Origin of the sequence: Streptomyces sp. AF1A (assembly GCF_047340315.1) — a bacterium.
Classification (GTDB): Bacteria; Actinomycetota; Actinomycetes; order Streptomycetales; family Streptomycetaceae; genus Streptomyces.
The window spans coordinates 12,492-37,741 of the sequence record NZ_JBLEBI010000037.1 but is presented as its reverse complement, the minus strand read 5'-3'; the positions used below and the strand labels follow the sequence as shown (position 1 = coordinate 37,741).

22 protein-coding genes are annotated in these 25,250 nt (G+C 72.2%); 13 read left to right on the top strand and 9 right to left on the bottom strand.

Going from position 1 to position 25,250, the window contains the following annotated elements; translation table 11 throughout:
* Positions 1-16 precede the first annotated feature (16 nt).
* Entirely contained in the window at positions 17-454 is a 438-nt protein-coding gene (locus ACLU3S_RS14100; protein WP_413952151.1) for a gamma-glutamylcyclotransferase, read from the bottom strand.
* 96 nt (positions 455-550) lie between these two features.
* Here ACLU3S_RS14100 and ACLU3S_RS14095 point away from each other — a divergent pair, with 96 nt between their 5' ends.
* Together ACLU3S_RS14095 and ACLU3S_RS14090 are read left to right on the top strand one after the other, a co-directional pair.
* A complete protein-coding gene (locus tag ACLU3S_RS14095) occupies positions 551-1,999 on the top strand; it encodes an NAD(P)H-quinone dehydrogenase (RefSeq protein WP_413952150.1) in 1,449 nt (482 codons plus the stop codon).
* Positions 2,000-2,187: 188 nt separating this feature from the next.
* The gene (locus ACLU3S_RS14090) at positions 2,188-3,108 is read left to right on the top strand and encodes a DeoR/GlpR family DNA-binding transcription regulator (protein ID WP_413952160.1); all 921 of its coding nucleotides are present in this window, start codon (positions 2,188-2,190) and stop codon (positions 3,106-3,108) included.
* 117 nt (positions 3,109-3,225) lie between these two features.
* Here ACLU3S_RS14090 and ACLU3S_RS14085 read toward each other — a convergent pair whose 3' ends face one another.
* On the bottom strand, positions 3,226-4,998 hold the full coding sequence (locus ACLU3S_RS14085; RefSeq protein ID WP_413952149.1) for an acetyl/propionyl/methylcrotonyl-CoA carboxylase subunit alpha: 1,773 nt from the start codon (positions 4,996-4,998) through the stop codon (positions 3,226-3,228).
* A 378-nt stretch (positions 4,999-5,376) separates the two neighbouring features.
* Between ACLU3S_RS14085 and ACLU3S_RS14080 the strand changes: the two genes are divergently transcribed.
* Positions 5,377-5,940, top strand: coding sequence for a hypothetical protein (locus ACLU3S_RS14080; protein ID WP_413952148.1), 564 nt, complete (start codon positions 5,377-5,379; stop codon positions 5,938-5,940).
* On the opposite strand, the gene ACLU3S_RS14075 is transcribed toward ACLU3S_RS14080, so the two are convergent.
* From ACLU3S_RS14075 to ACLU3S_RS14060, 4 genes are all read right to left on the bottom strand, one after another.
* Positions 5,912-6,529, bottom strand: a complete 618-nt coding sequence (locus ACLU3S_RS14075; protein ID WP_413952147.1) for a Maf family protein — start codon at positions 6,527-6,529, stop codon at positions 5,912-5,914. The two genes, ACLU3S_RS14080 and ACLU3S_RS14075, sit on opposite strands and share 29 nt — an antisense overlap.
* A 34-nt stretch (positions 6,530-6,563) precedes the next feature.
* A complete protein-coding gene (mmpB, locus tag ACLU3S_RS14070) occupies positions 6,564-6,692 on the bottom strand; it encodes a morphogenic membrane protein MmpB (RefSeq protein ID WP_413952146.1) in 129 nt (42 codons plus the stop codon).
* Between the two features lie 122 nt (positions 6,693-6,814).
* Positions 6,815-7,024, bottom strand: coding sequence for an acyl-CoA carboxylase epsilon subunit (locus tag ACLU3S_RS14065; protein WP_413952145.1), 210 nt, complete (start codon positions 7,022-7,024; stop codon positions 6,815-6,817).
* Between the two features lie 25 nt (positions 7,025-7,049).
* Positions 7,050-8,633, bottom strand: coding sequence for an acyl-CoA carboxylase subunit beta (locus tag ACLU3S_RS14060; RefSeq protein WP_413952144.1), 1,584 nt, complete (start codon positions 8,631-8,633; stop codon positions 7,050-7,052).
* A gap of 111 nt (positions 8,634-8,744) precedes the next feature.
* Between ACLU3S_RS14060 and ACLU3S_RS14055 the strand changes: the two genes are divergently transcribed.
* Both ACLU3S_RS14055 and ACLU3S_RS14050 read left to right on the top strand, forming a co-directional pair.
* Positions 8,745-9,605, top strand: coding sequence for a biotin--[acetyl-CoA-carboxylase] ligase (locus ACLU3S_RS14055; RefSeq protein WP_413952143.1), 861 nt, complete (start codon positions 8,745-8,747; stop codon positions 9,603-9,605).
* Between the two features lie 509 nt (positions 9,606-10,114).
* Positions 10,115-11,233, top strand: a complete 1,119-nt coding sequence (locus ACLU3S_RS14050; protein WP_413952142.1) for an adenylate/guanylate cyclase domain-containing protein — start codon at positions 10,115-10,117, stop codon at positions 11,231-11,233.
* A 4-nt stretch (positions 11,234-11,237) separates the two neighbouring features.
* On the opposite strand, the gene ACLU3S_RS14045 is transcribed toward ACLU3S_RS14050, so the two are convergent.
* Positions 11,238-11,825 carry a hypothetical protein gene (locus ACLU3S_RS14045; RefSeq protein ID WP_413952141.1) on the bottom strand — a complete coding sequence of 196 codons (588 nt, stop codon included), beginning with the start codon at positions 11,823-11,825 and terminating at the stop codon, positions 11,238-11,240.
* A gap of 200 nt (positions 11,826-12,025) precedes the next feature.
* Between ACLU3S_RS14045 and ACLU3S_RS14040 the strand changes: the two genes are divergently transcribed.
* From ACLU3S_RS14040 to hutH, 3 genes are all read left to right on the top strand, one after another.
* The gene (locus tag ACLU3S_RS14040; RefSeq protein WP_413952140.1) at positions 12,026-12,820 is read left to right on the top strand and encodes an enoyl-CoA hydratase/isomerase family protein; all 795 of its coding nucleotides are present in this window, start codon (positions 12,026-12,028) and stop codon (positions 12,818-12,820) included.
* Positions 12,821-12,936: 116 nt separating this feature from the next.
* Positions 12,937-14,079: a diguanylate cyclase domain-containing protein gene (locus ACLU3S_RS14035; RefSeq protein WP_413952139.1), complete on the top strand. Its 1,143-nt coding sequence runs from the start codon at positions 12,937-12,939 to the stop codon at positions 14,077-14,079.
* A gap of 410 nt (positions 14,080-14,489) precedes the next feature.
* The gene (gene hutH / locus ACLU3S_RS14030; RefSeq protein ID WP_413952159.1) at positions 14,490-16,028 is read left to right on the top strand and encodes a histidine ammonia-lyase; all 1,539 of its coding nucleotides are present in this window, start codon (positions 14,490-14,492) and stop codon (positions 16,026-16,028) included.
* Positions 16,029-16,070: 42 nt separating this feature from the next.
* Here the strand turns inward: hutH and ACLU3S_RS14025 are convergent, their stop codons facing one another.
* Together ACLU3S_RS14025 and ACLU3S_RS14020 are read right to left on the bottom strand one after the other, a co-directional pair.
* Positions 16,071-16,859 carry a hypothetical protein gene (locus tag ACLU3S_RS14025; RefSeq protein WP_413952138.1) on the bottom strand — a complete coding sequence of 263 codons (789 nt, stop codon included), beginning with the start codon at positions 16,857-16,859 and terminating at the stop codon, positions 16,071-16,073.
* Between the two features lie 42 nt (positions 16,860-16,901).
* The gene (locus ACLU3S_RS14020) at positions 16,902-17,228 is read right to left on the bottom strand and encodes a hypothetical protein (RefSeq protein ID WP_413952137.1); all 327 of its coding nucleotides are present in this window, start codon (positions 17,226-17,228) and stop codon (positions 16,902-16,904) included.
* Between the two features lie 109 nt (positions 17,229-17,337).
* On the opposite strand from ACLU3S_RS14020, the gene ACLU3S_RS14015 reads away from it, so the two are divergent.
* The 5 genes from ACLU3S_RS14015 to ACLU3S_RS13995 all read left to right on the top strand — a co-directional run bounded on the left by ACLU3S_RS14015 (position 17,338) and on the right by ACLU3S_RS13995 (position 25,058).
* Positions 17,338-17,679, top strand: coding sequence for a hypothetical protein (locus tag ACLU3S_RS14015; RefSeq protein ID WP_413952136.1), 342 nt, complete (start codon positions 17,338-17,340; stop codon positions 17,677-17,679).
* A gap of 218 nt (positions 17,680-17,897) precedes the next feature.
* Positions 17,898-19,148, top strand: a complete 1,251-nt coding sequence (locus tag ACLU3S_RS14010; RefSeq protein WP_413952135.1) for a L,D-transpeptidase — start codon at positions 17,898-17,900, stop codon at positions 19,146-19,148.
* A 153-nt stretch (positions 19,149-19,301) separates the two neighbouring features.
* Positions 19,302-20,783 (top strand): ABC transporter permease, encoded by a 1,482-nt coding sequence (locus ACLU3S_RS14005; protein ID WP_413952134.1) that lies wholly within the window; start codon positions 19,302-19,304, stop codon positions 20,781-20,783.
* Positions 20,784-20,831: 48 nt separating this feature from the next.
* Entirely contained in the window at positions 20,832-21,515 is a 684-nt protein-coding gene (locus ACLU3S_RS14000; protein ID WP_413952133.1) for an ABC transporter ATP-binding protein, read from the top strand.
* 306 nt (positions 21,516-21,821) lie between these two features.
* Positions 21,822-25,058 (top strand): S8 family peptidase, encoded by a 3,237-nt coding sequence (locus ACLU3S_RS13995; RefSeq protein ID WP_413952132.1) that lies wholly within the window; start codon positions 21,822-21,824, stop codon positions 25,056-25,058.
* Positions 25,059-25,250 lie beyond the last annotated feature (192 nt).

Below are 25,250 nucleotides of genomic sequence, written 5' to 3'. Positions count from 1 at the left end.
CCTGCGAGGACGGCCGTCAGCAGGGCCGTTTCCGCAGCTCCATCACGTAGTCGTGGGGCGCGCCCGCCGATTCCGCCGCGTCCGCGATCTCGCCCAGGTAGCGGGCCGACGGCAGGCCGCCCTCGTAGCCGTTGAGGACGTACGTCCACGCCGTCTCCTCGCCCTCCAGGGTGTGCACGCGCACCCGCACCCGGCGGTAGAGGTCGAGCCCCACGCCCTCCCACCGGTCGAGGGACTCCTCGTCCATGGGTGCGATGTCGTACAGGCCGACGAAGACCTGCGCCAGCGGGTCCTCGACGATCGTCGCCAGCGCGCCCTCCCAGCCCAGCTGCTCCCCGCCGAAGGTGAGCCGCCAGCCGTTCAGCCAGCCGGTGGCGCGCAGCGGCGAGTGCGGTGCGCGGTGGGACATCAGCCGGGCGTCCAGGTTGCCGGCGTAGGCGGCATAGAGCGACATGGGGAGAGGGTACGGCAGGGGCCGGGCGCGCCTCTTCCGCCCAGTGAGCGATCTCGCGGCGCCCCTGGGCAGTAGCACCTTGAAGGGTGCGGGACAATGGAGTACGTGACTCGGATCGTGATCATCGGTGGCGGACCCGGCGGATACGAAGCGGCGCTGGTGGCCGCGCAGCTCGGTGCGGAGGTGACCGTCGTCGACTGCGACGGTCTGGGCGGAGCGTCGGTCCTGACCGACTGCGTGCCGTCGAAGACCCTTATCGCTACGGCCGAGGTCATGACGACCTTCGACTCGTCGTACGAGGAGCTCGGCATCATCGTCGCCGACGACACCCCGCCGCTGGAGCAGGCGGCCCGGGTGGTCGGCGTGGACCTCGGCAAGGTCAACCGCCGCGTCAAGCGCCTGGCGCTCGCCCAGTCCCACGACATCACCGCCTCCGTCACCCGCGCCGGCGCCCGGGTCATGCGCGGCCGCGGCCGGCTGGACGGCATGCAGGCCCTGGACGGGTCCCGCAAGGTCGTCGTCACCGCCGCCGACGGCACCGAGGACACCCTCACCGCCGACGCCGTCCTCATCGCCACCGGTGCTCACCCGCGCGAGCTGCCGGACGCCCAGCCCGACGGCGAGCGCATCCTGAACTGGACCCAGGTCTACGACCTCACCGAGCTGCCGGAAGAGCTGATCGTGGTCGGCTCGGGCGTGACCGGCGCCGAGTTCGCCGGTGCCTACCAGGCGCTGGGGTCGAAGGTCACCCTGGTCTCCTCCCGGGACCGCGTGCTGCCGGGTGAGGACCCGGACGCCGCTGCCGTCCTGGAGGACGTCTTCCGCCGCCGCGGCATGAACGTCATGGCCCGCTCCCGCGCGCAGTCCGCCAAGCGCGTCGGCGACCGGGTCGAGGTGACGCTGGCCGACGGCCGGGTCATCAGCGGCACCCACTGCCTGATGGCCGTCGGCGCCATCCCGAACAGCGCGGGGCTGGGCCTGGAGGAGGCCGGCGTCAAGCTGCGCGACTCCGGGCACATCTGGACCGACAAGGTGTCGCGCACGACCGCTCCGGGCGTCTACGCGGCCGGTGACGTCACGGGGATCTTCGCCCTCGCGTCCGTCGCCGCCATGCAGGGGCGCATCGCCATGTACCACTTCCTGGGCGACGCGGTGACCCCGCTGAACCTGAAGACGGTCTCCTCGAACGTCTTCACCGACCCCGAGATCGCCACCGTCGGCTACACGCAGGCGGACGTGGACGGCGGCAAGATCGACGCGCGGGTGGTCAAGCTCCCGCTGCTGCGCAACCCGCGAGCCAAGATGCAGGGCATCCGGGACGGCTTCGTGAAGATCTTCTGCCGGCCGGGCACGGGCATCGTCGTCGGCGGTTGCGTCGTGGCGCCGCGCGCCTCGGAACTCATCCACCCCATCTCGATCGCCGTCGACAGCAATCTGACGGTCGAACAGATCGCGAACGCGTTCACGGTGTACCCCTCCCTTTCGGGGTCGATCGCGGAGGTCGCCCGGCAGTTGCACACCCGCAAGGCGACCGGGGAGGTCTGACGGCCCGGCAACTTCCCGCTGGTCACGGGGAGTTGTCGAGCATGCGTGCGGCATAGTCGGGGCGGGTAGGCCCTATACCACTTCCCGTCCGACCATGCGAACAACTTCTGTTATTCGGCGCAAACTGCTGAAACCAGACGGTCGCTGGGGTTACTGTCAGTTTCGTGTTCGCTGCTGAACGTCGCCAATTGATCCTCGAAATGGTGCGAGCGAACGGTGCCGTGTCGCTCCGTGAGCTCGCCCGCGTCGTCCAGACCTCCGAAGTGACCGTACGGCGGGACGTGCGGGCACTGGAGGCAGAAGGACTCCTCGACCGCCGGCACGGCGGTGCGGTACTGCCCGGTGGATTCACGCGAGAGTCGGGATTTCCGCAGAAGTCCCATCTCGCGACCGCCGAGAAGACGGCCATCGCCGATCTCGCCGCGAGCCTCGTCGAAGAGGGCGAGGCCATCGTCGTCGGGGCCGGTACGACCACGCAGGAGCTGGCCCGCCGGCTCGCGCGGGTGCCCGGCCTCACGGTCGTCACCAACTCCCTCCTGGTCGCCCAGGCGTTGGCCCATGCCAACCGGGTGGAGGTCGTGATGACCGGCGGGACCCTGCGCGGCTCCAACTACGCCCTCGTCGGCTCCGGCGCGGAGCAGTCCCTGCAGGGCCTGCGCGTGTCGAAGGCCTTCCTCTCCGGAAGCGGCCTGACGGCCGAGCGCGGCCTGTCCACGTCCAACATGCTCTCGGCGTCCGTCGACCGGGCGCTCGTCCAGGCCGCCGCGGAGGTCGTGGTCCTCGCCGACCACACCAAGCTCGGCACGGACACCATGTTCCAGACCGTGCCGACGGACCTCATCACCCGGCTCGTCACCGACGAACCCCCCGCCCACGACGACCGCGCCGCCACCGAGTTGCAGGCCCTCGCCGACCAGGGGGTGCAGATCGCCGTGGCCGGGGCGACCGGGAACCCGGGGGGTGAGCAGGTCCCGGCGGCCCGCCGCGCCCCGCTGCCGGGGCCACGAAGGGGCCAGCTGCCCACCGGCGCACTCCGCACGGCCTCGGTCCTGGGAGAGCAGCCGGCGGCTCCGGAACGGGGGCGCGTCGCGGATCTGCGGCGCCGTTAGCCGCGCCCGGCCGGGCACTACCGGGGACGCGCGCGGCGCCCGCCCCCGGGCGGGAAAAGGGCGACGCCCGACGGACCGGAGTGACCGGTCCACCGGGCGCCCGTGTGCAGGCCGGCGTCAGTCCTTGATCTCGCAGATCGCCGCGCCGGAGGTGACGGAGGCGCCGACCTCGGCGGCCAGGCCCTTGATGGTGCCCGCCTTGTGGGCGTTCAGGGGCTGTTCCATCTTCATGGCCTCCAGGACGACGACCAGGTCGCCCTCCTTGACCTCCTGGCCCTCCTCGACTGCGACCTTGACGATCGTGCCCTGCATGGGGGAGGCGAGGGTGTCGCCGGAGGCGACGGGGCCGGACTTCTTGGCCGCGCGGCGCTTCGGCTTGGCGCCGGCCGCGAGGCCCGTGCGGGCCAGGGACATGCCCAGGGACGAGGGCAGGGAGACCTCGAGGCGCTTGCCGCCGACCTCGACGACGACCGTCTCGCGGCCCGACTCCTCCTCCGCCTCGGTGTCGGCGGGGGCGGTGAACGGCTTGATCTCGTTGACGAACTCGGTCTCGATCCAGCGGGTGTGAACCGTGAACGGGTCGCCGGCACCGGTCAGTTCGGGGGCGAACGCCGGGTCCTTCACGACCGCGCGGTGGAACGGGATCGCCGTGGCCATGCCCTCGACCTGGAACTCCTCCAGGGCGCGGGCGGCCCGCTCCAGGGCCTCCCTGCGGGTGCGGCCGGTCACGATCAGCTTGGCCAGGAGGGAGTCCCAGGCCGGGCCGATGACCGAACCGGACTCCACGCCCGCGTCCAGGCGGATACCGGGGCCCGAGGGCGCGTCGAACCGCGTCACCGTGCCGGGGGCCGGGAGGAAGTTGCGGCCCGGGTCCTCGCCGTTGATGCGGAACTCGAAGGAATGGCCCCGCAGCTCCGGGTCGTCGTAGCCCAGCTCCTCGCCGTCGGCGATGCGGAACATCTCGCGGACCAGGTCGATGCCGGCGACCTCCTCGGTCACCGGGTGCTCGACCTGCAGGCGGGTGTTGACCTCCAGGAAGGAGATCGTGCCGTCCTGGCCGACCAGGAATTCGCAGGTGCCCGCGCCCTCGTAGCCGGCCTCCTTCAGGATGGCCTTCGAGGCGCGGTACAGCTCGGCGACCTGCTCCTCGGACAGGAACGGCGCCGGCGCCTCCTCCACCAGCTTCTGGTGGCGGCGCTGCAGGGAGCAGTCACGGGTGGAGACGACCACCACGTTGCCGTGCTTGTCCGCCAGGCACTGGGTCTCCACGTGGCGGGGGCGGTCCAGGTAGCGCTCGACGAAGCACTCCCCGCGGCCGAAGGCGGCGACCGCCTCGCGCACCGCCGACTCGTACAGCTCCGGGACCTCCTCAAGGGTCCGGGCGACCTTCAGGCCGCGCCCGCCGCCACCGAAGGCGGCCTTGATGGCGATCGGCAGGCCGTGCTCCCGCGCGAACGCGACGACCTCCTCGGCACCGCTCACCGGATCGGGCGTGCCGGCCACCAGCGGGGCGCCGGCGCGCTGCGCGATGTGCCGGGCGGCCACCTTGTCGCCCAGGTCGCGGATGGCCTGCGGCGGCGGGCCGATCCAGATCAGGCCGGCGTCCAGGACCGCCTGCGCGAAGTCGGCGTTCTCCGAGAGGAAGCCGTAGCCCGGATGGACGGCGTCCGCACCGGACTCACGGGCGGCGTTCAGCACCTTCTCGATGTCCAGGTAGCTGGTGGCCGGGGTGTCACCGCCCAGGGCGAACGCCTCATCCGCGGCGCGGACATGCAGAGCGTCCCGGTCCGGGTCGGCGTAGACGGCCACGCTCGCGATCCCGGCGTCCCGGCAGGCCCGGGCCACGCGGACAGCGATTTCGCCACGGTTGGCGATGAGCACCTTGCGCACGATTGAGGCTCCCTCCTTGAAACAAGCCGAGTTTAGGGACTGCCGACACGGCACTTCGACCCGTCCCCGATGGTGAGCTTGCCCACACGGAGCGTGATGCGAGGCCCGCTCGACCCGCGAAAGCCCTAGTCGCACCGGGGTACGCAGGACTCCTCCGGGAAAACCCTAGCCCGCTCATGTGGTCAAGGTCTCTGTGAGCACGTGCTGCGGCCCACTTCGTTTCTTTGTCGAGTCCCTACGAATGGCCCAATGATTCTTTGCTGCCGCCCGAACCCTTGTCCCCGGGTTTACCCGTTAGTAGCGTTCGCGATGTCTCGAACGTACCTGGGGTAACAGGGTCTGGCTGGAAGTGGGTGGGGACCGGTGGTACGCAGGCCGGTGGCGTGGGTCGTGGCGGTCGTCCTCCTCGCCGAGGCGTTCTTCATCGGAGCGCTGAACTGGTTCCTCGGCGTGGTCGTGGACCGGCAGAAGATGTCCCTGGCGGGCCTCGACCCGCACGTGATGTCGACGTCCTCGAAGGCCGGCGGAGTCGTCTTCGGCCTGTACTTCGCGCTGTGCGCCCTGGTGGCCCTGCTGGTCGCCGTACGCAACCGCGCCCCCGCCGGGTTCGGGCGCATCCTGCTGATCAGCGTGGCGGTCGTGCACGGCCTGCTGGGCGCCTTCGCGTGGGGCCTGGTCGGCTGGCCCGCCTTCGTGTTCATGGTGGTGGTGCTGGGACTCGTCGTCCTGCTCCTGATGACCTACGACCGTGAGGACGGCCCCGAGCGGGCGGCCGCCGGCGGGGGCGCCGGGCAGGACGGTGACCCGCAGGCGGAGAAGGAGCCCGCAGTCGCCCCGGCGGGTGAACCGGTGAGCTGTACGGAGCAGCCGCAGGACGGGGACGACGAGCCGCAGGACGCCGCCCCCGCTCAGGTCACTCGGACGGCGTCCACAACTCCGTGATGCCGACGCCGAGTTCCGCGAGGAGCTTGCGCACCAGGGGCAGGCTGATGCCGATCACGTTGCCGTGGTCGCCGTCGATGCCCTCGATGAACGGCGCCGAACGGCCGTCCAGGGTGAACGCCCCGGCGACGTAGAGGGGTTCCCCGGAGGCCACGTACGCGGCGATCTCCTCGTCGCTCGGCTCGCCGAACCGCACGACGGTGGACGCGGTCGCCGACACGTACCGCTTGGCCGTCGTGTCCCAGACGCAGTGCCCCGTCTGGAGCACGCCGGCCCGTCCGCGCATCGCCTTCCAGCGGGCGGTGGCCTCCTCGGGGTCGGCGGGCTTGCCGAGGGCGTGCCCGTCCAGCTCCAGCACCGAGTCGCAGCCGATCACCAGGGCGCCCTGCACCTCCGGCCTGGCCGCCACGACCGATGCCTTCGCCTCAGCCAGGGCGAGCGCCAGCTCCGCCGGCGTGGGGGCGGTGACGGCGTCCTCGTCCACCCCGCTGACCATCACCTCCGGTGCGAGGCCGGCCTGCCTGAGGAGGCCCAGGCGGGCGGGGGAGCGGGAGGCGAGGATCAGACGGCGGCGCGGCATGTCAGTCATGCGATCAGGTTAGTCACCGGGGTGCCCGTCCGGCTCACCTCAGGCCGATGGCCAGCATGGCCAGGACCATGCCCACGGCCATGAGGAAGCCGAGCCGCCGGAGCATGGCACGCGCCTCGCGCATGTCCTCCGGCGGCTCGTCCTTCGGGTCCGACCACAGCATGTCCCCAGCGTGCGGCCTCGACCGGGGAAGGTGCCTGAGTAGCCGTACTCAAGTTGACTGTCGGTGTCGTCGTGACGGCGGCGCCCGGCGACCGCGGTCGCGCGCCTCCCGGGCGGTCGCTCCTAGCCCGGCCAGTAGGTGCGGGTCCAGGACGCCGGGCCCGGCCTGGGCACGCGGGCGGCGGCGATCCGCGCCGGGTCGGACCACGCGTCCTTCGGGCTCTCCGCGCCGGACGGCGCCGTCGCTGCCGCCGCGGCGCGGGCGCGGACCACCGCCAGGGCGGCGGCCAGCTCCTCGGGGGTCGGGTTGCCTCGTACGACCTTGATCGTCATGTCGGCTCCTGTCGGTCGGCGGGGCCTAGAGGGGGATGTTGCCGTGCTTCTTCGGAGGCAGGGATTCCCGCTTGGTGCGCAGCTGACGCAGACCGCGGACGACGTGGGCGCGGGTGTCGGACGGCATGATCACCCCGTCGATGTAGCCGCGCTCGGCCGCGACGTAGGGGTTGAGGAGCGTGTCCTCGTACTCCTGGATGAGCTGCGCCCGGGTGGCCTCGGCGTCCTCCGCCTCGGCGATGGTGCGCCGGTGCAGGATGTTGACCGCGCCCTGGGCGCCCATGACGGCGATCTGGGCGGTGGGCCAGGCCAGGTTGAGGTCCGCGCCCAGGTGCTTGGAGCCCATGACGTCGTACGCGCCGCCGAAGGCCTTGCGGGTGATCACGGTGATCAGCGGGACGGTGGCCTCGGCGTAGGCGTAGATCAGCTTCGCGCCGCGCCGGATGATGCCCTCGTGCTCCTGACCGACGCCGGGCAGGAAGCCGGGCACGTCCACGAAGGTCAGCACCGGGACGTTGAAGGCGTCGCAGGTGCGCACGAAGCGGGCGGCCTTCTCGGAGGCGTCGATGTCCAGGCAGCCGGCGAACTGCATCGGCTGGTTGGCGACGACGCCCACCGGCCGGCCCTCCACCCGCCCGAAGCCGGTGAGGATGTTCGGCGCGAACAGGGCCTGCGTCTCGAAGAACTCGCCGTCGTCCAGGACGTGTTCGATCACCGTGTGCATGTCGTACGGCTGGTTGGCGCTGTCCGGCACGAGCGTGTCCAGCTCGCGGTCCTCGTCCGAGACGGCGAGGTCCGCCTCCTCCGGGAAGACCGGGGGCTCGGAGAGGTTGTTGGACGGCAGGTACGACAGCAGCTGCTTGACGTACTCGACGGCGTCCTTCTCGTCCCCGGCCATGTGGTGGGCCACGCCGGAGGCGGTGTTGTGGGTGCGGGCGCCACCCAGCTCCTCGAAGCCGACGTCCTCGCCGGTGACGGTCTTGATGACGTCCGGACCGGTGATGAACATGTGCGAGGTCTGGTCGACCATCACCGTGAAGTCGGTGATGGCGGGCGAGTACACCGCGCCGCCCGCGCACGGCCCGACGACCAGGCTGATCTGCGGGATGACACCGGAGGCGTGGGTGTTGCGGCGGAAGATCTCGCCGTACGCGCCGAGCGAGGCGACCCCCTCCTGGATGCGGGCGCCGCCCGAGTCGTTGATCCCGATCACCGGGCAGCCGGTCTTCAGGGCGAAGTCCATGACCTTGACGATCTTCTGGCCGTAGACCTCGCCGAGGGCGCCGCCGAAGACGGTGAAGTCCTGCGAGAACACGGCCACCGGGCGGCCGTCGACGGTGCCGTACCCGGTGACCACGCCGTCCCCGTACGGGCGGTTCTTCTCCAGCCCGAAGTTGGTGGACCGGTGCCGGGCGAACTCGTCGAGCTCGACGAACGACCCCTCGTCCAGCAGCAGTTCGATGCGCTCACGAGCCGTCAGCTTGCCCTTGGCGTGCTGCTTCTCGACGGCGCGCTCGGAGCCGGCGTGCGTCGCCTCGTGGATACGGCGCTGCAGATCCGCGAGCTTGCCCGCGGTCGTGTGAATGTCGATCTCTTCCGGCTCGGACATCGGGATCGCGGCTCCCTGCCTGCTCAAAAGGGGGGACGGTTACTCATCCGTAGCGTAGTGGTGCGCCTGCGCGTCGGCAGTGCGGCGTTTCCCACACCTAGGGTGACTTGCATGACACCGCACCATGCATCAGACGACAGCCGCTGGTCCGATCTTGACCGTCCGCCGCTGAACGCCGCCGCGCTGCGGCGCGCGCTGGTCCGCGAGGGCAGTCTGTGGTCGGAGATCGAGCTGGTCCAGAGCACCGGTTCCACCAACTCCGACCTGGTCGACCGCGCTGCCGCGGGCAAGGCCGGCGAGGGCGCGGTCCTGGTGGCCGAGGAACAGACCGCCGGGCGGGGGCGGCTGGACCGCCGCTGGACGGCGCCGCCGCGGTCGGGACTGTTCTTCTCCGTGCTGCTGAAGCCCACCGAGGTGCCGGTGGCGCGGTGGGGCTGGCTGCCGCTGCTCACCGGGGTGGCGGTGGCCACGGGGCTGTCCCGGGCGGCGGGCGTGGACACGGCCCTCAAGTGGCCCAACGACCTGCTGGTGACCGTGGGCGAGGAGGAGCGCAAGGCCGGCGGCATCCTCGCCGAACGGGCCGGGGACGACGGCGTGGTCGTCGGCGTGGGCATCAACGTCACCCTGCGCGCCGAGGAGCTGCCGGTGCCGCAGGCGGGGTCGCTGGCGCTGGCGGGGGCGGTAGGCACGGACCGGGATCCGCTGCTGCGGGCGGTGCTGCGGTCGCTGGAGGAGTGGTACGGGCGGTGGCGGCGGGCCGGGGGAGACCCCTCGGCCAGCGGGCTGCAGGAGACGTACGCGGCGGGCTGCGCGACGCTCGGCCGGGTGGTGCGGGCGGAGCTGCCGGGCGAGCGGTCGATCGTGGGCGAGGCGGTGGCCGTGGACGGGGACGGACGCCTGGTCATCGCGACGGAGGCGGGCGTGCGGGAGCCGGTCGGAGCGGGGGACATCGTGCATCTGCGCCCGGCGTGACGATGCGCTGCGCGGCGTCGGCCGGGGGGTGGGTTCACTTGCGGTCGGCTGGTGGGGTGCCGTGTGCTGTGGCCGGCCTGGGGTGGGTTTCGCTTGCCGGCGCCTGCGGGGTGCCATGTGTTGCCGCTGGGCAGGGGTGGGGTCGCTTGCCGGGGGTTGTGGGGTGCCCTGTGCTGTGGCCGGCCTCGGGTGGGTTTCGCTTGCCGGCGCCTGCGCGGTGCCGCTGCGCCCACCTGTGCCGCCCCAAGCGGCACGACTGCCCGCAGTTACGGCGGCATGCGGCTGCTTGCGGGTTGGGGTCGCGGCTGCGTGTGGCGGGCGGTGGTCGCAGACTGAGGGCGGGGGTCGGGGGCCGCAGGTCCCCGCGGAGCGTCCGCCGCAGTTACGGCGGCGGGCCGGCGCCGGGCGGCATCGGCTCCGCTGCACCCGACGGAGTGAGCTGGCGCACACCTGCCGTAGAGTTGAGGCCGGTCGATACCTGACCGTGGCAGATCGGAAGGGCAGCAGGCGTGACCGTCGACGACACGGGTTCCGGCACGGAAGACCGGGGGGACCCCCACGCCGCCGACTCCGGCGAGGACCCGCTCGCGCTGCGTCTCGAACAGCTCATTCTCGGCGCCGAGCGCCGGTACACCCCTTTCCAGGCCGCCCGGAGCGCCGGAGTCTCCATGGAGCTGGCGTCGCGCTTCTGGCGGGCGATGGGGTTCGCGGACATCGGCCAGGCCAAGGCCCTCACCGAGGCCGACGTGCTCGCCCTGCGCCGCCTCGCCGGTCTGGTGGAGGCGGGCCTGCTGAGCGAGGCGATGGCGGTGCAGGTCGCCCGGTCCACCGGCCAGACCACCGCCCGACTGGCCGAATGGCAGATCGATTCCTTCCTGGAGGGCCTGACCGAGCCCCCCGAGCCCGGCATGACGCGCACCGAGGTGACGTACCCCCTGGTCGAACTGCTGCTGCCGGAGCTGGAGGAGTTCCTGGTCTACGTCTGGCGCCGGCAGCTCGCCGCCGCCACGGGGCGGGTCGTCCAGGCGGCGGACGACGAGGAGATGGTGGACCGGCGGCTGGCCGTCGGCTTCGCCGACCTCGTCGGGTTCACGCGGCTGACCCGCCGGATGGAGGAGGAGGAGCTCGGCGAGCTCGTCGAGGCCTTCGAGACCACCGCCGCCGACCTGGTGGCCGCGCGCGGCGGCCGGCTCATCAAGACCCTCGGCGACGAGGTGCTGTACGCCGCCGACGACGCGGGCACGGCCGCCGACATCGCGCTGCGCCTGGTCGAGACGCTGGCGAACGACGAGACCATGCCGGAGCTGCGCGTCGGCATGGCGTTCGGCACGGTGACCACTCGGATGGGCGACGTGTTCGGCACGACGGTGAACCTGGCCTCGCGGCTGACCTCCATAGCCCCGCGGGACGCCGTGCTGGTGGACAGCGCCTTCGCCGAGGAGCTGATCCGCACCGGCGAGGCGCCCGCCTCGGAGGCGGAGGCGGCCGAGGCCGTGGCCGCCGCGGAGAAGGAGGGCGAGGAGCCGCCGACCTACCGCTTCGGGCTTCAGCCCATGTGGCAGCGCCCGGTACGCGGCCTGGGCGTGGTCGAGCCCTGGCTGCTGACCCGCCGGGACGGAGAGCCGTAGCGGCCTAGTTCCGGGGCGAGCCGAGGACGTCCACGCACAGGCCGACGACGGGCAGGCACAGCCCCCCTCCCGGCGCGGGTGGCGCCGTGCTGTGGCTCGGTGCCGGGGCCTGCGCGGGCGCGGTGGTCGTCGGGTTCGGGCGCGGGGCCGATGTCGTGGCCGGGGAATGCGGTGTGCTGCCCGGTGCGGTCGGGGCTCCGGTCGGGATGGTGGTCGGGACGGACGCGTCGCCGGACGAGGGGGCGGACGTGCCCGTGGCGGTGGGTGCCGGGGAGCCGCCGGGCGTCGGTGTGGAGCTCCGCCCGCCCATCACGGAGGTCGCCGAGGGCAGCGCGGTGGGCCCCCCGGCCGTGGCGGCGGTGTTCACCGAGCGGTCCGTGGCGCCGCCGCCCGGGTCGACCCGCGGTTCGGCCTCCGCCGTGCCGGGGGCGCCGACCCCGGAGTCCGGGGAGATGCGGACCAGGCTCAGCACGCCGGCCGCCAGCGCGAGGCCGCCCGCGGCGAGCAGCACCTTGCGGGGGCGGGGCTTGCGGTGACGCCCGCGCCGGATGCCGGACGGACCGTCGCTCGGCTCTGCAGGTATCGGTGCCATGGGTTCCCTCCCCGCCGCGCGCCCCGGAGCGCGCTGTGACGGTGCGCACGCTATGCGCTCCTGTGGGCGGTGTGGGCCGAGACGGCCGGGATGTCACTCGAACGGGCGTAGCCCCCCGGACTTTCCCGAGGGCGGGTACGACTGCGATGATCGGGACGTCAGCCAGTTAACCCGCGTTAACGCACACAGCGGAGGGTGCCATGAGTGAGGAGCGGTTCGGGGAGTTCGTGCTGGTGCGGCGGCACGGGCATGTCGCGGAGCTGGTGCTGGACCGGCCCAAGGCGATGAACGCGGTCTCCACGGAGATGGCCCGTTCCCTCGCGGGCGCGTGCACGGCGCTGGCCGCGGACCGCGAGGCGCGCGTGGTCGTCCTGACGTCGTCGCACGGGCGGGCCTTCTGCGTGGGTGCCGACCTGAAGGAGCGCAACTCCTTCAGCGACGCGGACCTGGTGCGGCAGCGGCCGGTGGCGCGCGCGGCGTACACCGGGGTGCTGGAGCTGCCGATGCCGACGATCGCGGCCGTGCACGGGTTCGCGCTGGGCGGCGGGTTCGAGCTGGCGCTGTCCTGCGACCTGATCGTGGCCGACGCCACGGCCGTGGTGGGCCTGCCGGAGGTGTCCGTGGGCGTGATCCCGGGCGGCGGCGGCACGCAGCTGCTGCCGCGGCGGGTGGGGGCGGCCCGGGCGGCCGAACTGATCTTCTCCGCACGCCGGCTGGAGGCGGCGGAGGCCGCCGGGCTGGGGCTGGTGGACCAGCTGGTGGAGGAGGGGCGGGACCGCGAGGAGGCGCTGGCGCTGGCCGCGCGGATCGCCGGGAACTCGCCCGTGGGGCTGCGGGCGGCCAAGCGGGCGCTGCGGCTCGGACACGGGCTGGACCTGCGGGCGGGCCTCGAGGTCGAGGACGCGGCGTGGCGGTCGGTGGCGTTCTCGGGCGACCGTGCGGAGGGCGTCGCGGCGTTCAACGAGAAGCGCAAGCCGGAGTGGCCCGGGGAGTAGGCGCCCGCGCGGCCGCACGCGCGGCGAGCACCCCCAGTCCCCCGCGGCGCCGCCCGCATCCACCTGATCGCCGCACCGATGTCCCGAAATGCGCTATTCCTCCCTAACCTGGAGTAATGGGTGAGGACAGGCGGCTGGCCGCAGTCGTGGCGCTGGCCCAGGGGATGGCGGCGGCGCACACCCCGCGTGAGTCGTGGCGGGCCGCGGCGCTCGGCGCCTGCCGGGCACTGGACGGCAGCTTCGCCGCGCTGTCGGTGTGGGAGCGGGAGCTGGGCCGGCTGCGCGTCCTCGTGAACGTGGGGGACAGGCGCCCGGACGAGGAGGAGTTCCCCGAGGCCGAGGCCTATCCGGTGCACCAGTTCCCGGAGATCACCGAGTTCCTGCACGAGCGCTGGGCGGGCGGGGGCGGGCCCAACGCGTGGGTGGAGACCGCCGAGGGAACGGCCGCGGGCACCCCGGGGTACCACCACCGGCGTGTCGCCGCCCTGCGCCGGCGCGGACGCGGCTGCTGTGTCGTCGCCCCGGTCGTGCAGCACGGCAGGGCGTGGGGCGAGCTGTACGTGGCGCGCGCGGTCGGGGAGCCGGTGTTCGGGCGGGCCGACGCGGACTTCGCCACCGTCCTGGCCGCCGTCGTCGCCGCCGGGCTCGCGCAGACCGAACGCCTGGAGGAGGCCCGCCGGCTCGCGTTCACCGACGCCCTCACCGGACTCGCCAACCGCCGGGCCGTGGACGTCCACCTGGAGGAGGCGATCGAGCGGCACCGCGCCGACGGGGTGGTGGTCAGCCTCGTCGTCTGCGATCTCAACGGGCTCAAGCGGGTCAACGACACCCTCGGGCACGCGGTCGGAGACCGTCTGCTGGAGCGGTTCGGCTCGGTGCTCTCGCTGTGCGGGGCGATGGTGCCCGGCGCGCTCGTCGCGCGGCTCGGCGGGGACGAGTTCTGCCTGCTCGCGGTGGGCCCGCCCGCCGACGAGGTGGTCAAGGCGGCCGACGAGCTGTGCCGCCGGGCGGCCGAGCTTGAGCCGGGGGAGGGGGTGGCGTGCGGGGTCGCCTCGACGGAGGACCCGATCGGGCCGGTGACGGACGCCCGGCGGCTGTTCCGGCTGGCGGACGCGGCCCAGTACCGGGCCAAGGCCATGCACGGGGACCGTCCGGTGGTGGCCGGCCGCGAGGGCCCGGACGACCCGGTCGTACGACTCGCCGACGAGCCGCCGCCCTCCCGCGCCGAGCGTCGCCGCTTCCGCGGCCGGCACCCGTGAGCGGAACGACGCCGACCATGAGCGGGGCGGCGTCGGTCATGTGCGAGGCGGTGCCCGTGCGGGCGGGGCGGCACCGTGAGCGGAACGGTGCCGACCACGAGTGGGGCGGTGCCGGTCGTGTGCGTGGCCGTGCCTGTGCACGAGGCGGCGTCGGTCATCAGCCAGGGCATGCCCCTGCGAGCGAGCCGGCGCCGACCCTGAGTGCAACCGTGCCGCCCGCGCGCCGAACCGTGCCCGGCCATGCGCCGAACCGTGCCGCCCGCGCGCCGAACCGTGCCCGGCCATGCGCCGAACCGCCCGCGTGCGCGCGTGGAACCGCTGAGGCGAAGGCCACAGCGCGAGGTAAGGGGCACTCCCCGCCTCCACTAGTGACATCGCCGCATTCAATGCGTACGCTCCTGAATATGGATATGCACACTGTGGTGGTGGGGACGTCCGGTGTCTCGGCGTCCGACGTTCTCGCCGTGGCGCGCGGCGGTGCCCGCATCGAGCTGTCGGCGGAGGCGGTGGCGGCCCTCGCCGCGGCCCGCGAGATCGTGGACGCGCTTGCGGCCAAGCCGGACCCGGTCTACGGCGTCTCCACCGGCTTCGGAGCCCTGGCGACCCGGCACATCAGCCAGGAACTGCGCGCCCAGCTGCAGCGCAACATCGTCCGCTCGCACGCCGCCGGCATGGGCCCGCGCGTCGAGCGGGAAGTCGTACGGGCCCTGATGTTCCTGCGGCTGAAGACCGTCTGCTCCGGGCACACCGGGGTGCGGCCCGAGGTCGCGCAGACCATGGCCGACGTGCTGAACGCCGGTATCACCCCGGTTGTGCACGAGTACGGTTCCCTCGGCTGCTCCGGCGACCTGGCCCCGCTGTCCCACTGCGCCCTCACGCTCATGGGCGAGGGGGACGCGGAGGGCCCCGACGGCGTCGTGCGGCCCGCCGGCGAGCTGCTCGCCGAGCACGGCATCCAGCCCGTCGAACTGCGGGAGAAGGAGGGCCTCGCCCTCCTCAACGGCACCGACGGCATGCTCGGCATGCTGATCATGGCCCTCGCCGACCTCGACACCCTCTACAAGTCCGCCGACATCACCGCCGCCCTCAGCCTGGAGGCACTGCTCGGCACCGACAAGGTCCTCGCGCCCGAGCTGCACGCCATCCGCCCGCACCCGGGCCAGGGCGCATCCGCCGCCAACATGCTGGCCGTGCTGAAGGGTTCGCAGCTCACCGGGCACCACCAGGACGACGCCCCGCGCGTCCAGGACGCCTACTCGGTGCGCTGCGCCCCGCAGGTCGCGGGCGCCGGACGCGACACCATGGCGCACGCCCGCCTGGTCGCCGAGCGGGAGCTGGCCGCCGCCGTCGACAACCCCGTGGTGCTGCCCGACGGCCGCGTGGAGTCCAACGGCAACTTCCACGGCGCCCCGGTCGCCTACGTCCTGGACTTCCTCGCCGTCGCCGCCGCCGACCTCGGCTCCATCGCCGAGCGCCGCACCGACCGGCTGCTGGACAAGAACCGCAGCCACGGACTGCCGCCGTTCCTCGCCGACGACGCCGGCGTGGACTCCGGCCTCATGATCGCCCAGTACACCCAGGCCGCGCTGGTCAGCGAGATGAAGCGGCTCGCCGTGCCGGCCTCCGCCGACTCCATCCCGTCCTCCGCCATGCAGGAGGACCACGTGTCCATGGGCTGGTCGGCCGCGCGCAAGCTGCGCACCGCCGTCGACAACCTCACCCGGATCATCGCCATCGAGCTGTACGCGGCGACCCGCGCCATAGAGCTGCGCGAGGGCCTCAGCCCGGCGCCCGCCTCCCAGGCGGTCATCGAGGCCGTACGCGCGGCCGGCGTGCAGGGCCCGGGCCCGGACCGCTTCCTCGCCCCCGACCTGGCCGCGGCCGACGCCTTCGTGCGCGGCGGTCACCTGGTGACGGCCGTGGAGACGGTCACGGGGCCGCTGCGGTAGGACGCGCCAGGGGCCCCGGACCGGCGCCGGGGCCCCGAAACGTCACTTCAGCTTGGCCTCCTGGGCCTTCACGACCGCCGGCGAGACCACGTACGCCGTCTTGGCCATCATCGCGCCGAGGTTCACCGTGAAGTAGACCGACAGGGTCGTCCCGTGCCGGTCCACCTCGGCGTGGACCGGCGCCGCCTCCCCGTCCGACTTCATGGCCGCCGTGAACGCAACCGACTCGTCCCCCGCGCCGATGGACCTCTCCGCGGCGACCTTGGTGAACTTCACCTTGTCTCCCCCCTGTTGAGCGGAGAAGCCGTCCGCGCAGGCCCGTACGGCGTCGGAGACCGAGGTGAGGGCCCGGGCGGCGCCGTCCCCGTCGTACGAGGACAGGGAGACGGTGGTGACGTCCCGGTCCAGGGAGACCTTCAACGCGTCCTCGAAGTCGCCCTCGGACATGTCCTCCAGGGACGTCGGGGTGGCCGTGGGCCGCTTCGTCCGGTTCTCCGTGGCCATGCGGTCGGTCCGCACCGCCGTGTCGACCGGCGGCAGCCCGCTCATGACACGTGCCAGCGGGCGGCAGGCCGCACTGCCGGTGGCGATGGGCTCGGCGCGGCTCGCGGACACGGGCCCGACCCGGTAACCGGGCACCTCGCCCGCGGCGATGATCAGCTTCTTCAACTCGGCGATGCTCAGGGCCCGCGCGGCCGGCTTCGCCGCGTCCGTGCCCCCCGCGTTCCCGGAGCCCGTCGACCCCCCGCCGGAACAGCCGGTGACAAGGGCGAGCGACAGCACACCCACAGCGGCAGGCAGGCCCAGCCGCACGCCCGATGATCTCTTCATGGGCGAACTATGTGGGCACGGTCAAGGCCGAGTCAACGGAAATTAAAAACCCAGGCGTTCGCGGCGCACCGAATACACCACGAAACCGGCGCCCACGGCGAGGAACAGGGTGCCGGCGACGACGTACGGCGTGGTGTCGGGGCTTCCGGTGTCGGCCAGTTCGGCGCCGTCCGCCGTGCCCCGCCCGGTGTCCGCGGTGCCCGCCGACAGTGCCCTGGCCTGCTGTGTGACGGTCGTCGGGGAGGCGGTGGACACGGTGCCTCTCGCCGGGGAGTCCTGCGACGCGTGTGCGGACGGGACGAACCACAGGGCGCACAGCAGCGTGCCGGCGGCGGTGGCGGTCAGCAGCGGACGGCGAGCGGATGACACGGACTATCGATCCCCTTGTGACGCTGGCGAATTGGCCGGGTGGGGCGATGTTAGTGAAAGGCGCGGGTCACAGGAAAGTCACGGGAGGTTTCAGCCGTACGCTCCCGTCATGAGCGCTGAAGAGACATCACGGTTTGTACGGCTTCGGGTGGAGTTGGTCGTCGAGGTGCAGGACGAGGACGAGGTGACCAAGGCGGCGCTGCGCCGGCTCGCGCAGGATCCGGACCTGCCGGAGGCGGAGCGCAGCCATGCGGAGGGCGCTGTGACGGAGGACACGGCGGAGGCCCTCGCCTATCTCGTGGACCCGTTCGACCTGCTCGGCGAGGTCCCCGGAGTGGAGCTCCAGCAGGCCTCCTGGTCGAGCGAGCGGATCGACTACGACCCCGACTCACCCGACTGGGAACTGGACGAGGATGATGGTACGGACGACGAAGAGGACGGCATGGGCTGAGCGTTCCGGGACACCCCACGCCCCGGACGGCAACCGCCGTCCGGGGTTTCGTCGTCTCAGGGGGCGCACGGCCGACTCCCGCACCACCCGCCCAGGGCGGACGTGGTGAGCCCCACAGATCCACGGGACGGGGAACGGGACCAGGCGGCCGTAGCGTTGAAGGTTCCGACGGGGACTCTCGGGGTTATCGCGACTCGGCAACGATGGAGACGTTTGTGATGACGGACAGTAAGCGGCGCAGGGGCCTGATGGCCGCGTCCGCTCTGCTCGGCGGTGTGCTGGTGCTTTCCGCGTGTTCGGGGCACGACAAGGCCTCGTCGGGCGGCGGCAACGACAACTCCTCGCAGGCCCAGGCCGACGCGGCCGCGGCCAAGAAGTCGTCGGCGGCGCAGATCACGATCACGCCCAAGGACGGCTCCGACAACGCGTCGATCAACAACTCCGCCACCGTCACGGTCCGCAAGGGCACACTCACCGGTGTCACGATGACGACCGAGGACGGCAAGCCCGTCGCGGGCCAGCTGTCCGCCGACAAGACCAGCTGGAAGCCCACCGTCCAGCTGGAGCGCTCCACCACCTACAAGGTCGCCGCGCAGGCCAAGGACGCCCAGGGCCGCACGGCCAACGAGAACGCGTCCTTCACCACGGTCTCCCCGGCCAACAGCTTCATAGGCACCTTCACCCCGGACAACGGCGCCACGGTCGGCGTCGGCATGCCGGTCTCGATCAACTTCGACAAGGCGATAACCAACAAGGCGGCCGTGCAGAAGGGCATCACGGTCACCTCCAGCAGCGGCCAGGAGGTCGCCTGCCACTGGTTCAACGCCAACCGCATGGACTGCCGCCCGGAGCAGTACTGGAAGGAAGGCTCCACCGTCACCCTGAAGCTCGCCCTCGACGGCGTCCAGGGCGCGCCGGGCGTCACCGGCATCCAGCAGAAGACGGTCACCTTCCACATCGGCCGCAACCAGGTCTCCTACGTCGACGCGAAGACCAAGCAGATGAAGGTCACGCAGGACGGCAAGGTCGTCAAGACCATCCCGATCTCCGCCGGCGCCCCCGAGCACACCACGTACGAGGGCCAGATGGTGATCTCCGAGAAGTTCAAGCAGACCCGCATGAACGGCGCGACCGTCGGCTTCAAGGACTCCGACGGCAAGGGCGAGTACGACATCAAGGACGTGCCGCACGCCATGCGCCTGACCACCTCAGGCACCTTCATCCACGGCAACTACTGGGGCGCCCCCTCGGTGTTCGGCAGCGTCAACACCAGCCACGGCTGCGTGGGCCTGCAGGACGTCAAGGGCGCGGGCGACCCGAACACGCCGGCCGCGTGGTTCTACAGCCACTCGCTGATCGGTGACGTCGTGGTCGTCCGCAACACCGGCGACAAGACGGTCGCGCCGGACAACGGCCTCAACGGCTGGAACATGGACTGGGCCCAGTGGAAGGCCGGTTCGGCCGTCTGACAGCCCGCTCACAGCGTCGCCGGTGCCGCCCCCAGGGGCGGCACCGGTGTTGTGGGGCCCGCCGAGCCCTTCCCGGGCGCGCCCACGGCCTTCTCATGCTTCTCTTATTCCGGCCTCAGCGTGCGGTCACGGTCCGTCCCTAGCCTGCGGGCCATGTTCTTCACCTACCTGAGGCGCGAGCTGCGCCGCCGTAGAAGGGCGGCCCTCGTCGTCGCCTCCGGCCTCGCGCTGGGCATCGCCCTTGTCATCGTGGTCAACTCCGTGTCGAACGGCATGGGGAAGGCTCAGGACAAGGTCCTGCAGTCGCTGTACGGGCTGGGTACGGACATGACGGTCACCAAGGCGGCCACGCCGACCGCCGCCGGTTCCCAGCAGCCCCGCTTCCGGTTCGGGGCGCGGGGCGAGGACGACAAGTCCACCCAGAGCAGCGACCGGGTCCGGGTGCAGGGCTTCACCACCCTCGCCTCCTCCACGGTCACCGAGGTCGCCGACCAGAGGGGCGTGTCGTCGGCCGTGGGCGGGCTGAGCCTCGACGTGTTCCGGGTCAGCGGGCAGTTCACCCGCGGCCAGTTCCAGCAGAGCGGCGGCACCGGCGGCTTCCGGCGGGGCGGCGCCGGCGCTGCGCCGCGGGGCGAGGTCAAGGGCGGCGGCGCCGACTTCAACCTCAACCAGTACACGGTCTTCGGCACCGACGTCACCCGCACCGGGCTCGGCCCGCTGAGCTCCTCGAAGATCACCAGCGGCCGCACCTTCAAGGCCACCGAGACCGACGCCAAGGTGGCCGTGGCCGACGCGGCGTACGCCAAGGAGAAGAAGTACAAGGTCGGTTCCACCGTCACCATCAAGGGCACCAAGTTCACGGTGATCGGCATCGCCACCGCGGACAGCGGCGACTCGGCGGCCAACCTGTACATCCCGCTGAAGCAGGCCCAGACCCTCGCGGACGAGAAGGACAAGGTCACCACGATCTACGTCAAGGCGACCGACTCCCAGCAGATCGACTCCGTCAAGAGCGCGATCCAGAAGAACGTCTCCGGTACGACGGTCACCACCTCCTCCGACCTCGCCAAGACGGTGTCGGGTTCCCTGTCCACGGCCTCCTCCCTGGCCACGAAGGTCGGTAAGTGGCTGTCCATCGCGGTGCTGGTGGCCGCGTTCCTGGTCGCGGGCCTGCTCACCTCCTCCGCGGTCTCCCGCCGGGTCCGCGAGTTCGGCACGCTGAAGGCGCTGGGGTGGAAGTCGCGCCGGGTCACCGGGCAGGTGGTCGGCGAGGCCGTCGTCAACGGCCTGGTGGGCGGCGCCCTCGGCATCGCGCTCGGCCTGGCGGGCGCCTACGTGGTCACCGCCGTCAGCCCCACGCTCAACGCCCAGTTGGGCGGCGGCAGCGGGGGCGGCGGGTTCGGGGGCCGGGGCTTCGGCGGCGGCTTCGCCGGCCCCGGCGCGGGCGGCGGCTTCGCCGGCTCCGGCCGGCAGGCGGCGAAGTCCCTGGAGGTGGCCCTCACCGCACCGGTCAGCGTGACGACCATCGCCCTGGCCGTGGCCCTCGCGGTGGCCGGAGGTCTCGTCGCGGGCGCCTTCGGCGGCTGGCGGGCTTCCCGGCTGCGCCCCGCCGACGCCCTGCGCCGCGTCGAGTAGCCGGACCTCCGGCGTCCCGCGCACCACCGAACCCCACCAGGAGCCACCATGTACGAACTCAGGAACGTCACCAAGCGCTATGCCCGGGGCCGGGACACGGTCCAGGCCCTCGACGGAGTCGACCTCACCATCCCCGACGGCGACCGGCTCGTCATCCAGGGCCCCACGGGCGGCGGCAAGTCCACCCTCCTGCAGATGCTCGGCGGCCTCGACCGCCCCACCTCCGGCGAAGTGGTCCTGGACGGCACCGACCTGGCCAAGCTGAGCGAGGCCCGCCTGACCAGGGTCCGCAGCGAGAACATAGGCTTCGTCTTCCAGTCCTTCAACCTCATCCCCACCCTGACCGCCCAGGAGAACGTGGAGACGGCCCTCGTGCCGCTCGGCGTCAAGGCGGGGGAGCGGCGCGAACGGGCTGCCGAGGCGCTGAGGTCCGTCGGCCTCGGCGAGCGCCTCGCCCATCTGCCCTCGGAGATGTCCGGCGGCCAGCAGCAGCGCGTCGCCATCGCCCGCGCCCTGGTGAAGAGGCCCAAGGTGCTGCTCGCCGACGAGCCGACCGGCAACCTCGACGAGGGCATGCGCGACGAGATCATGGACGTGCTCGAACGGCTCTGGAAGGAGCACGGGTTGACCTTCATCATGGTCACCCACGACTCCGCGCTCGCGAGGAAGGCCCCGCGGCTGGCCACCATCCGCAAGGGCCGGATCACGGTGAAGGAGAACGCGGGCGCCTGACTCGACGGAGCCCAACGCCGCTTTCGTACGGGGGACTTCGCGGTTCTGTAACGGTGACCCGCCCGTCGCGTAACACTTTTCCGACCCGCTTCTCACCCCCCTCTCAACTCTTGAGCCGCCTGATCACCCCCCGGCATACTGCGTGACCCCGGGGGGTGTTGCGCATATGTGCGAAGCATCTCCTGGCCGGGTGAACGGGGAATTCACCCGGTACCACTTCTCCAGGGGGAGAACTTGCGCAGACAAGTGAAAAGAGCAGCTGCGGCCACGGTGGCAACGGCCGCAGCCGTCGCCCTCGCAGCGGGTATGACCAGCCCGGCGTCGGCGAAGACCACCCGGCACGGCCCCGTTGCCTCCTCGCTCTCCGCCCAGACCCACGTCACCCTCATCACCGGTGACCGTGTCGCCCTCGACGCCAAGGGCCGGGTCGTCGGCCTGCAACGGGCCGCGGGGCGGGAGCACATACCCTTCCGGATCCGCAAGGCCGGCGGGCACACGCTGGTCGTCCCCGCCGACGCGGCCCGCCTGGTCGCCTCCGGCACGCTGGACCAGCGCCTGTTCGACATCACCGAGCTCGACAAGGCCGCCACCCGCAGGGCCCAGCGAAACGGCCTGAAGGTCATCGTCGGCTACACCGGCGCGGCCACCGCCGCCAAGGCCGGCGTCCGCCGGGCGGGCCATCTGCGCCGCAGCCTGCGGGCGCTGAACGCGGACGCCGTGCAGACCCCGGTCAGGGACACCGCCGGGCTGTGGCACGCCGTCACCAGCGGCAACCGGGCCGCCTCCGGCATCGCGCACGTCTGGCTCGACGGCGTGCGCAAGGCCGCCCTCGACACGTCCGTGCCGCAGATCGGCGCCCCGGCCGCGTGGAAGGCCGGCTACACCGGCAAGGGCGTGAAGGTCGCCGTCCTCGACACCGGTGTGGACACCAGCCACCCGGACCTCAAGGACCAGGTGATCGAGTCCAGGAACTTCACCTCCGCCGCCGACGCCACCGACCACTACGGGCACGGCACGCACGTGGCCTCCATCGTGGCGGGCACCGGCGCCAAGTCCGGCGGGAAGTACCGGGGCGTGGCCCCGGACGCCAGGATCCTCAACGGCAAGGTCCTGGACGACACCGGCTCCGGCGACGACTCCGGCATCCTCGCCGGCATGGAGTGGGCGGCCTCGCAGGGCGCCTCCGTCGTCAACCTGAGCCTCGGCGGCTACGACAGCCCCGGCATCGACCCGCTCGAGGCCGAGGTCGACAAGCTGTCCGCCACCGAGGGCATCCTGTTCGCCATCGCCGCGGGCAACGACGGCCCCCAGTCCATCGGTTCGCCGGGCAGCGCGGACGCCGCGCTCACCGTCGGCGCCGTCGACAAGAAGGACAAGCTCGCCGACTTCTCCTCCACCGGCCCGCGCGTCGGCGACGGCGCCATCAAGCCGGACGTCACCGCGCCGGGCGTGGACATCACCGCCGCCGCGGCCAAGGGCAGCGTCATCGACCAGGAGGTCGGGGAGAAGCCCGACGGCTACCTGACCATCTCCGGCACCTCGATGGCCACCCCGCACGTCGCGGGCGCCGCCGCCCTCCTGAAGCAGGAGCACCCCGGCTGGGGCTACGCCGAGCTGAAGGGCGCGCTGACCGGCTCCGCCAAGGGCGGCGCGTACACGGCGTTCCAGCAGGGTTCGGGCCGCATCGCGGTCGACAGGGCCATCAAGCAGTCCGTGATCGCCGACCCGGTCTCGGTGAACTTCGGCACGCAGGCGTGGCCGCACACCGACGACAAGCCGGTCACCAAGAAGGTGACGTACCGCAACCTGGGCGACAAGGCCGTCACGCTCGCCCTGAGCAGCACCGCCACCGACCCCAGGGGCAAGGCGGCCCCGGCGGGCTTCTTCCGGCTCGGCGCCGCCAAGGTCACGGTCCCGGCCCACGGCAAGGCGTCCGTGAACCTGACCGTCGACACCAGGCGGGGCGGCACCGTCGACGGCGCCTACTCCGCGTACGTGACGGCGACCGGCGGCGGCCAGAGCGTCCGCACGGCCGCCGCGGTCACCCGCGAGGTGGAGTCGTACGACGTCACGCTGAAGTTCATCGGCCGCGACGGCAGGCCGGCCCCGTACTACGACGCCGACCTGACCGGCGTGGCCGGGCGGGCGAACGGCGCCTGGTTCACCCCGTACGACAAGTCCGGCACGGTGAAGGTGCGCGCGCCGAAGGGCACGTACATCCTCAACACGGCGGTATACGCCGACCCCGAGGACGCCTCCAAGGGCGTCGACTGGATCGCCCGGCCGAAGCTGACCGTCGGCAGGAAGCAGACGATCACCATCGACGCGCGCAAGGCCGAACCGGTGGACATCGCCGTGCCGGCCAAGGGCGTGACGTCGCGGTTCGCCTCGCCCGAGTTCGACGTCACGACCGGCGGCGGCACGTACGGCTACGGCTGGCTCCTGGACTCGTACAAGAACTTCCGCACCGCCCACCTGGGCCCGCGGATGCCCGCCGGGTCGCTGTACCAGCAGTGGGACGGCCACTGGACCAAGGGCGCGACCGAGGAGTACGACGTCACCTCGGGCGGCTGGGTCAAGCGGCTCGCCACCGGCCTCACCAGGCACTACAGGACGAGCGAACTGGCCACGGTCAAGGCCCGGCTGGGTGCCGCCGCGCGCGGCAAAACCGGCTCCGTCGCCGCCACCGGCTGGCTGCCCGACAGCTCCAGCGGCTCCTCCATCGGCATCCCGCAGCGGCTGCCCGGCACCCGCACCCTGCACCTGTCCGCCACCGGCGGGGTGACCTGGCAGCTGGACTTCGAGCAGGACGGCGGCAAGGACCAGGACGGCTTCCCGGTCACCGAGGCCGCCTACTCGCTCGGCCGGCACACCTTCAAGGCCGGCAGGACCTACACCGAGACGGTCAACACCGCGGTCTTCGGCCCGCACCTGAGCGCCGACTCGGGGCTGTTCCGGGACGGCAACGACATCTACGGGTCGCTGCCGCTGTTCGCCGACTCCGCCAGGAACACCGGGTACTCCGCCTTCACCTCGGTGAACACCACCCTGTACCGCAACGGCACCAAGGTCGGCTCCAACGACGACCCGCTGTTCGGCGACAAGACCTTCAAGGTTCCGGCCGGTGACGCCGCGTACCGGCTGACCACGTCGGTCACCCGGTCGGCCGAGGTCTGCGCGGCCTCCTCGCGGATCGACGCGAGCTGGACCTTCCGGTCCAGGAAACGGCCGGACTTCACCAAACTCCCCGCCTCCACGCTCCTGTTCGGCGCCACGACCGGCCTGGACAGCCGCGTCGCCGCCGGCAGGACCGTCACCTTCCCGGTGACCGTCGAGGGCTCGGCCGCGGGCGGCAACCTGAAGTCCCTCGCCGTGTACGTCTCCTACGACGGCAAAACCTGGAGCAGGACCACCGTCAAGGGCGGCAGGATCACCGTGAAGAACCCCGCGAAGGGCAGGTCCGTCTCCTTCCGCGCCAAGATCACCGACAAGCAGGGCAACACGTCTCAGATCACGATCCACGACGCGTACTACGGCAGGTGAGCGCGTAGCCGGTCACGGATGAGGGGCATGCCGGAGAACGGCGACGTGATGTTCTGACAGCAGGGGAGCGGCCATGAGCGAGCACCACGTACGGTGGCGGTGGATCAAGGGCGAGGTCGACCGGATCGCGCGGGTGTCCTGCGAAAGGGCCCTCAAGGCAGCGGGGCGGCCCGCCGACCCCACCGAGTTCGC

Bases quoted from the DNA above. Each gene is read 5' to 3' on its own strand.
- ACLU3S_RS14000 (WP_413952133.1), top strand. From the start codon at position 20,832: ATGTACGAACTCAGGAACGTCACCAAGCGCTATGCCCGGGGCCGGGAC.
- ACLU3S_RS14045 (WP_413952141.1), bottom strand. From the start codon at position 11,825: ATGGCACCGATACCTGCAGAGCCGAGCGACGGTCCGTCCGGCATCCGG.
- ACLU3S_RS14060 (WP_413952144.1), bottom strand. From the start codon at position 8,633: ATGTCCGAGCCGGAAGAGATCGACATTCACACGACCGCGGGCAAGCTC.
- ACLU3S_RS13995 (WP_413952132.1), top strand. From the start codon at position 21,822: ATGACCAGCCCGGCGTCGGCGAAGACCACCCGGCACGGCCCCGTTGCC.
- ACLU3S_RS14005 (WP_413952134.1), top strand. From the start codon at position 19,302: ATGTTCTTCACCTACCTGAGGCGCGAGCTGCGCCGCCGTAGAAGGGCG.
- ACLU3S_RS14010 (WP_413952135.1), top strand. From the start codon at position 17,898: ATGACGGACAGTAAGCGGCGCAGGGGCCTGATGGCCGCGTCCGCTCTG.
- ACLU3S_RS14040 (WP_413952140.1), top strand. From the start codon at position 12,026: ATGAGTGAGGAGCGGTTCGGGGAGTTCGTGCTGGTGCGGCGGCACGGG.
- ACLU3S_RS14065 (WP_413952145.1), bottom strand. From the start codon at position 7,024: ATGACGATCAAGGTCGTACGAGGCAACCCGACCCCCGAGGAGCTGGCC.
- mmpB (WP_413952146.1), bottom strand. From the start codon at position 6,692: ATGCTGTGGTCGGACCCGAAGGACGAGCCGCCGGAGGACATGCGCGAG.
- ACLU3S_RS14100 (WP_413952151.1), bottom strand. From the start codon at position 454: ATGTCGCTCTATGCCGCCTACGCCGGCAACCTGGACGCCCGGCTGATG.
- ACLU3S_RS14025 (WP_413952138.1), bottom strand. From the start codon at position 16,859: ATGAAGAGATCATCGGGCGTGCGGCTGGGCCTGCCTGCCGCTGTGGGT.
- hutH (WP_413952159.1), top strand. From the start codon at position 14,490: ATGCACACTGTGGTGGTGGGGACGTCCGGTGTCTCGGCGTCCGACGTT.
- ACLU3S_RS14035 (WP_413952139.1), top strand. From the start codon at position 12,937: ATGGGTGAGGACAGGCGGCTGGCCGCAGTCGTGGCGCTGGCCCAGGGG.
- ACLU3S_RS14095 (WP_413952150.1), top strand. From the start codon at position 551: ATGGAGTACGTGACTCGGATCGTGATCATCGGTGGCGGACCCGGCGGA.
- ACLU3S_RS14015 (WP_413952136.1), top strand. From the start codon at position 17,338: ATGAGCGCTGAAGAGACATCACGGTTTGTACGGCTTCGGGTGGAGTTG.
- ACLU3S_RS14075 (WP_413952147.1), bottom strand. From the start codon at position 6,529: ATGACTGACATGCCGCGCCGCCGTCTGATCCTCGCCTCCCGCTCCCCC.
- ACLU3S_RS14055 (WP_413952143.1), top strand. From the start codon at position 8,745: ATGACACCGCACCATGCATCAGACGACAGCCGCTGGTCCGATCTTGAC.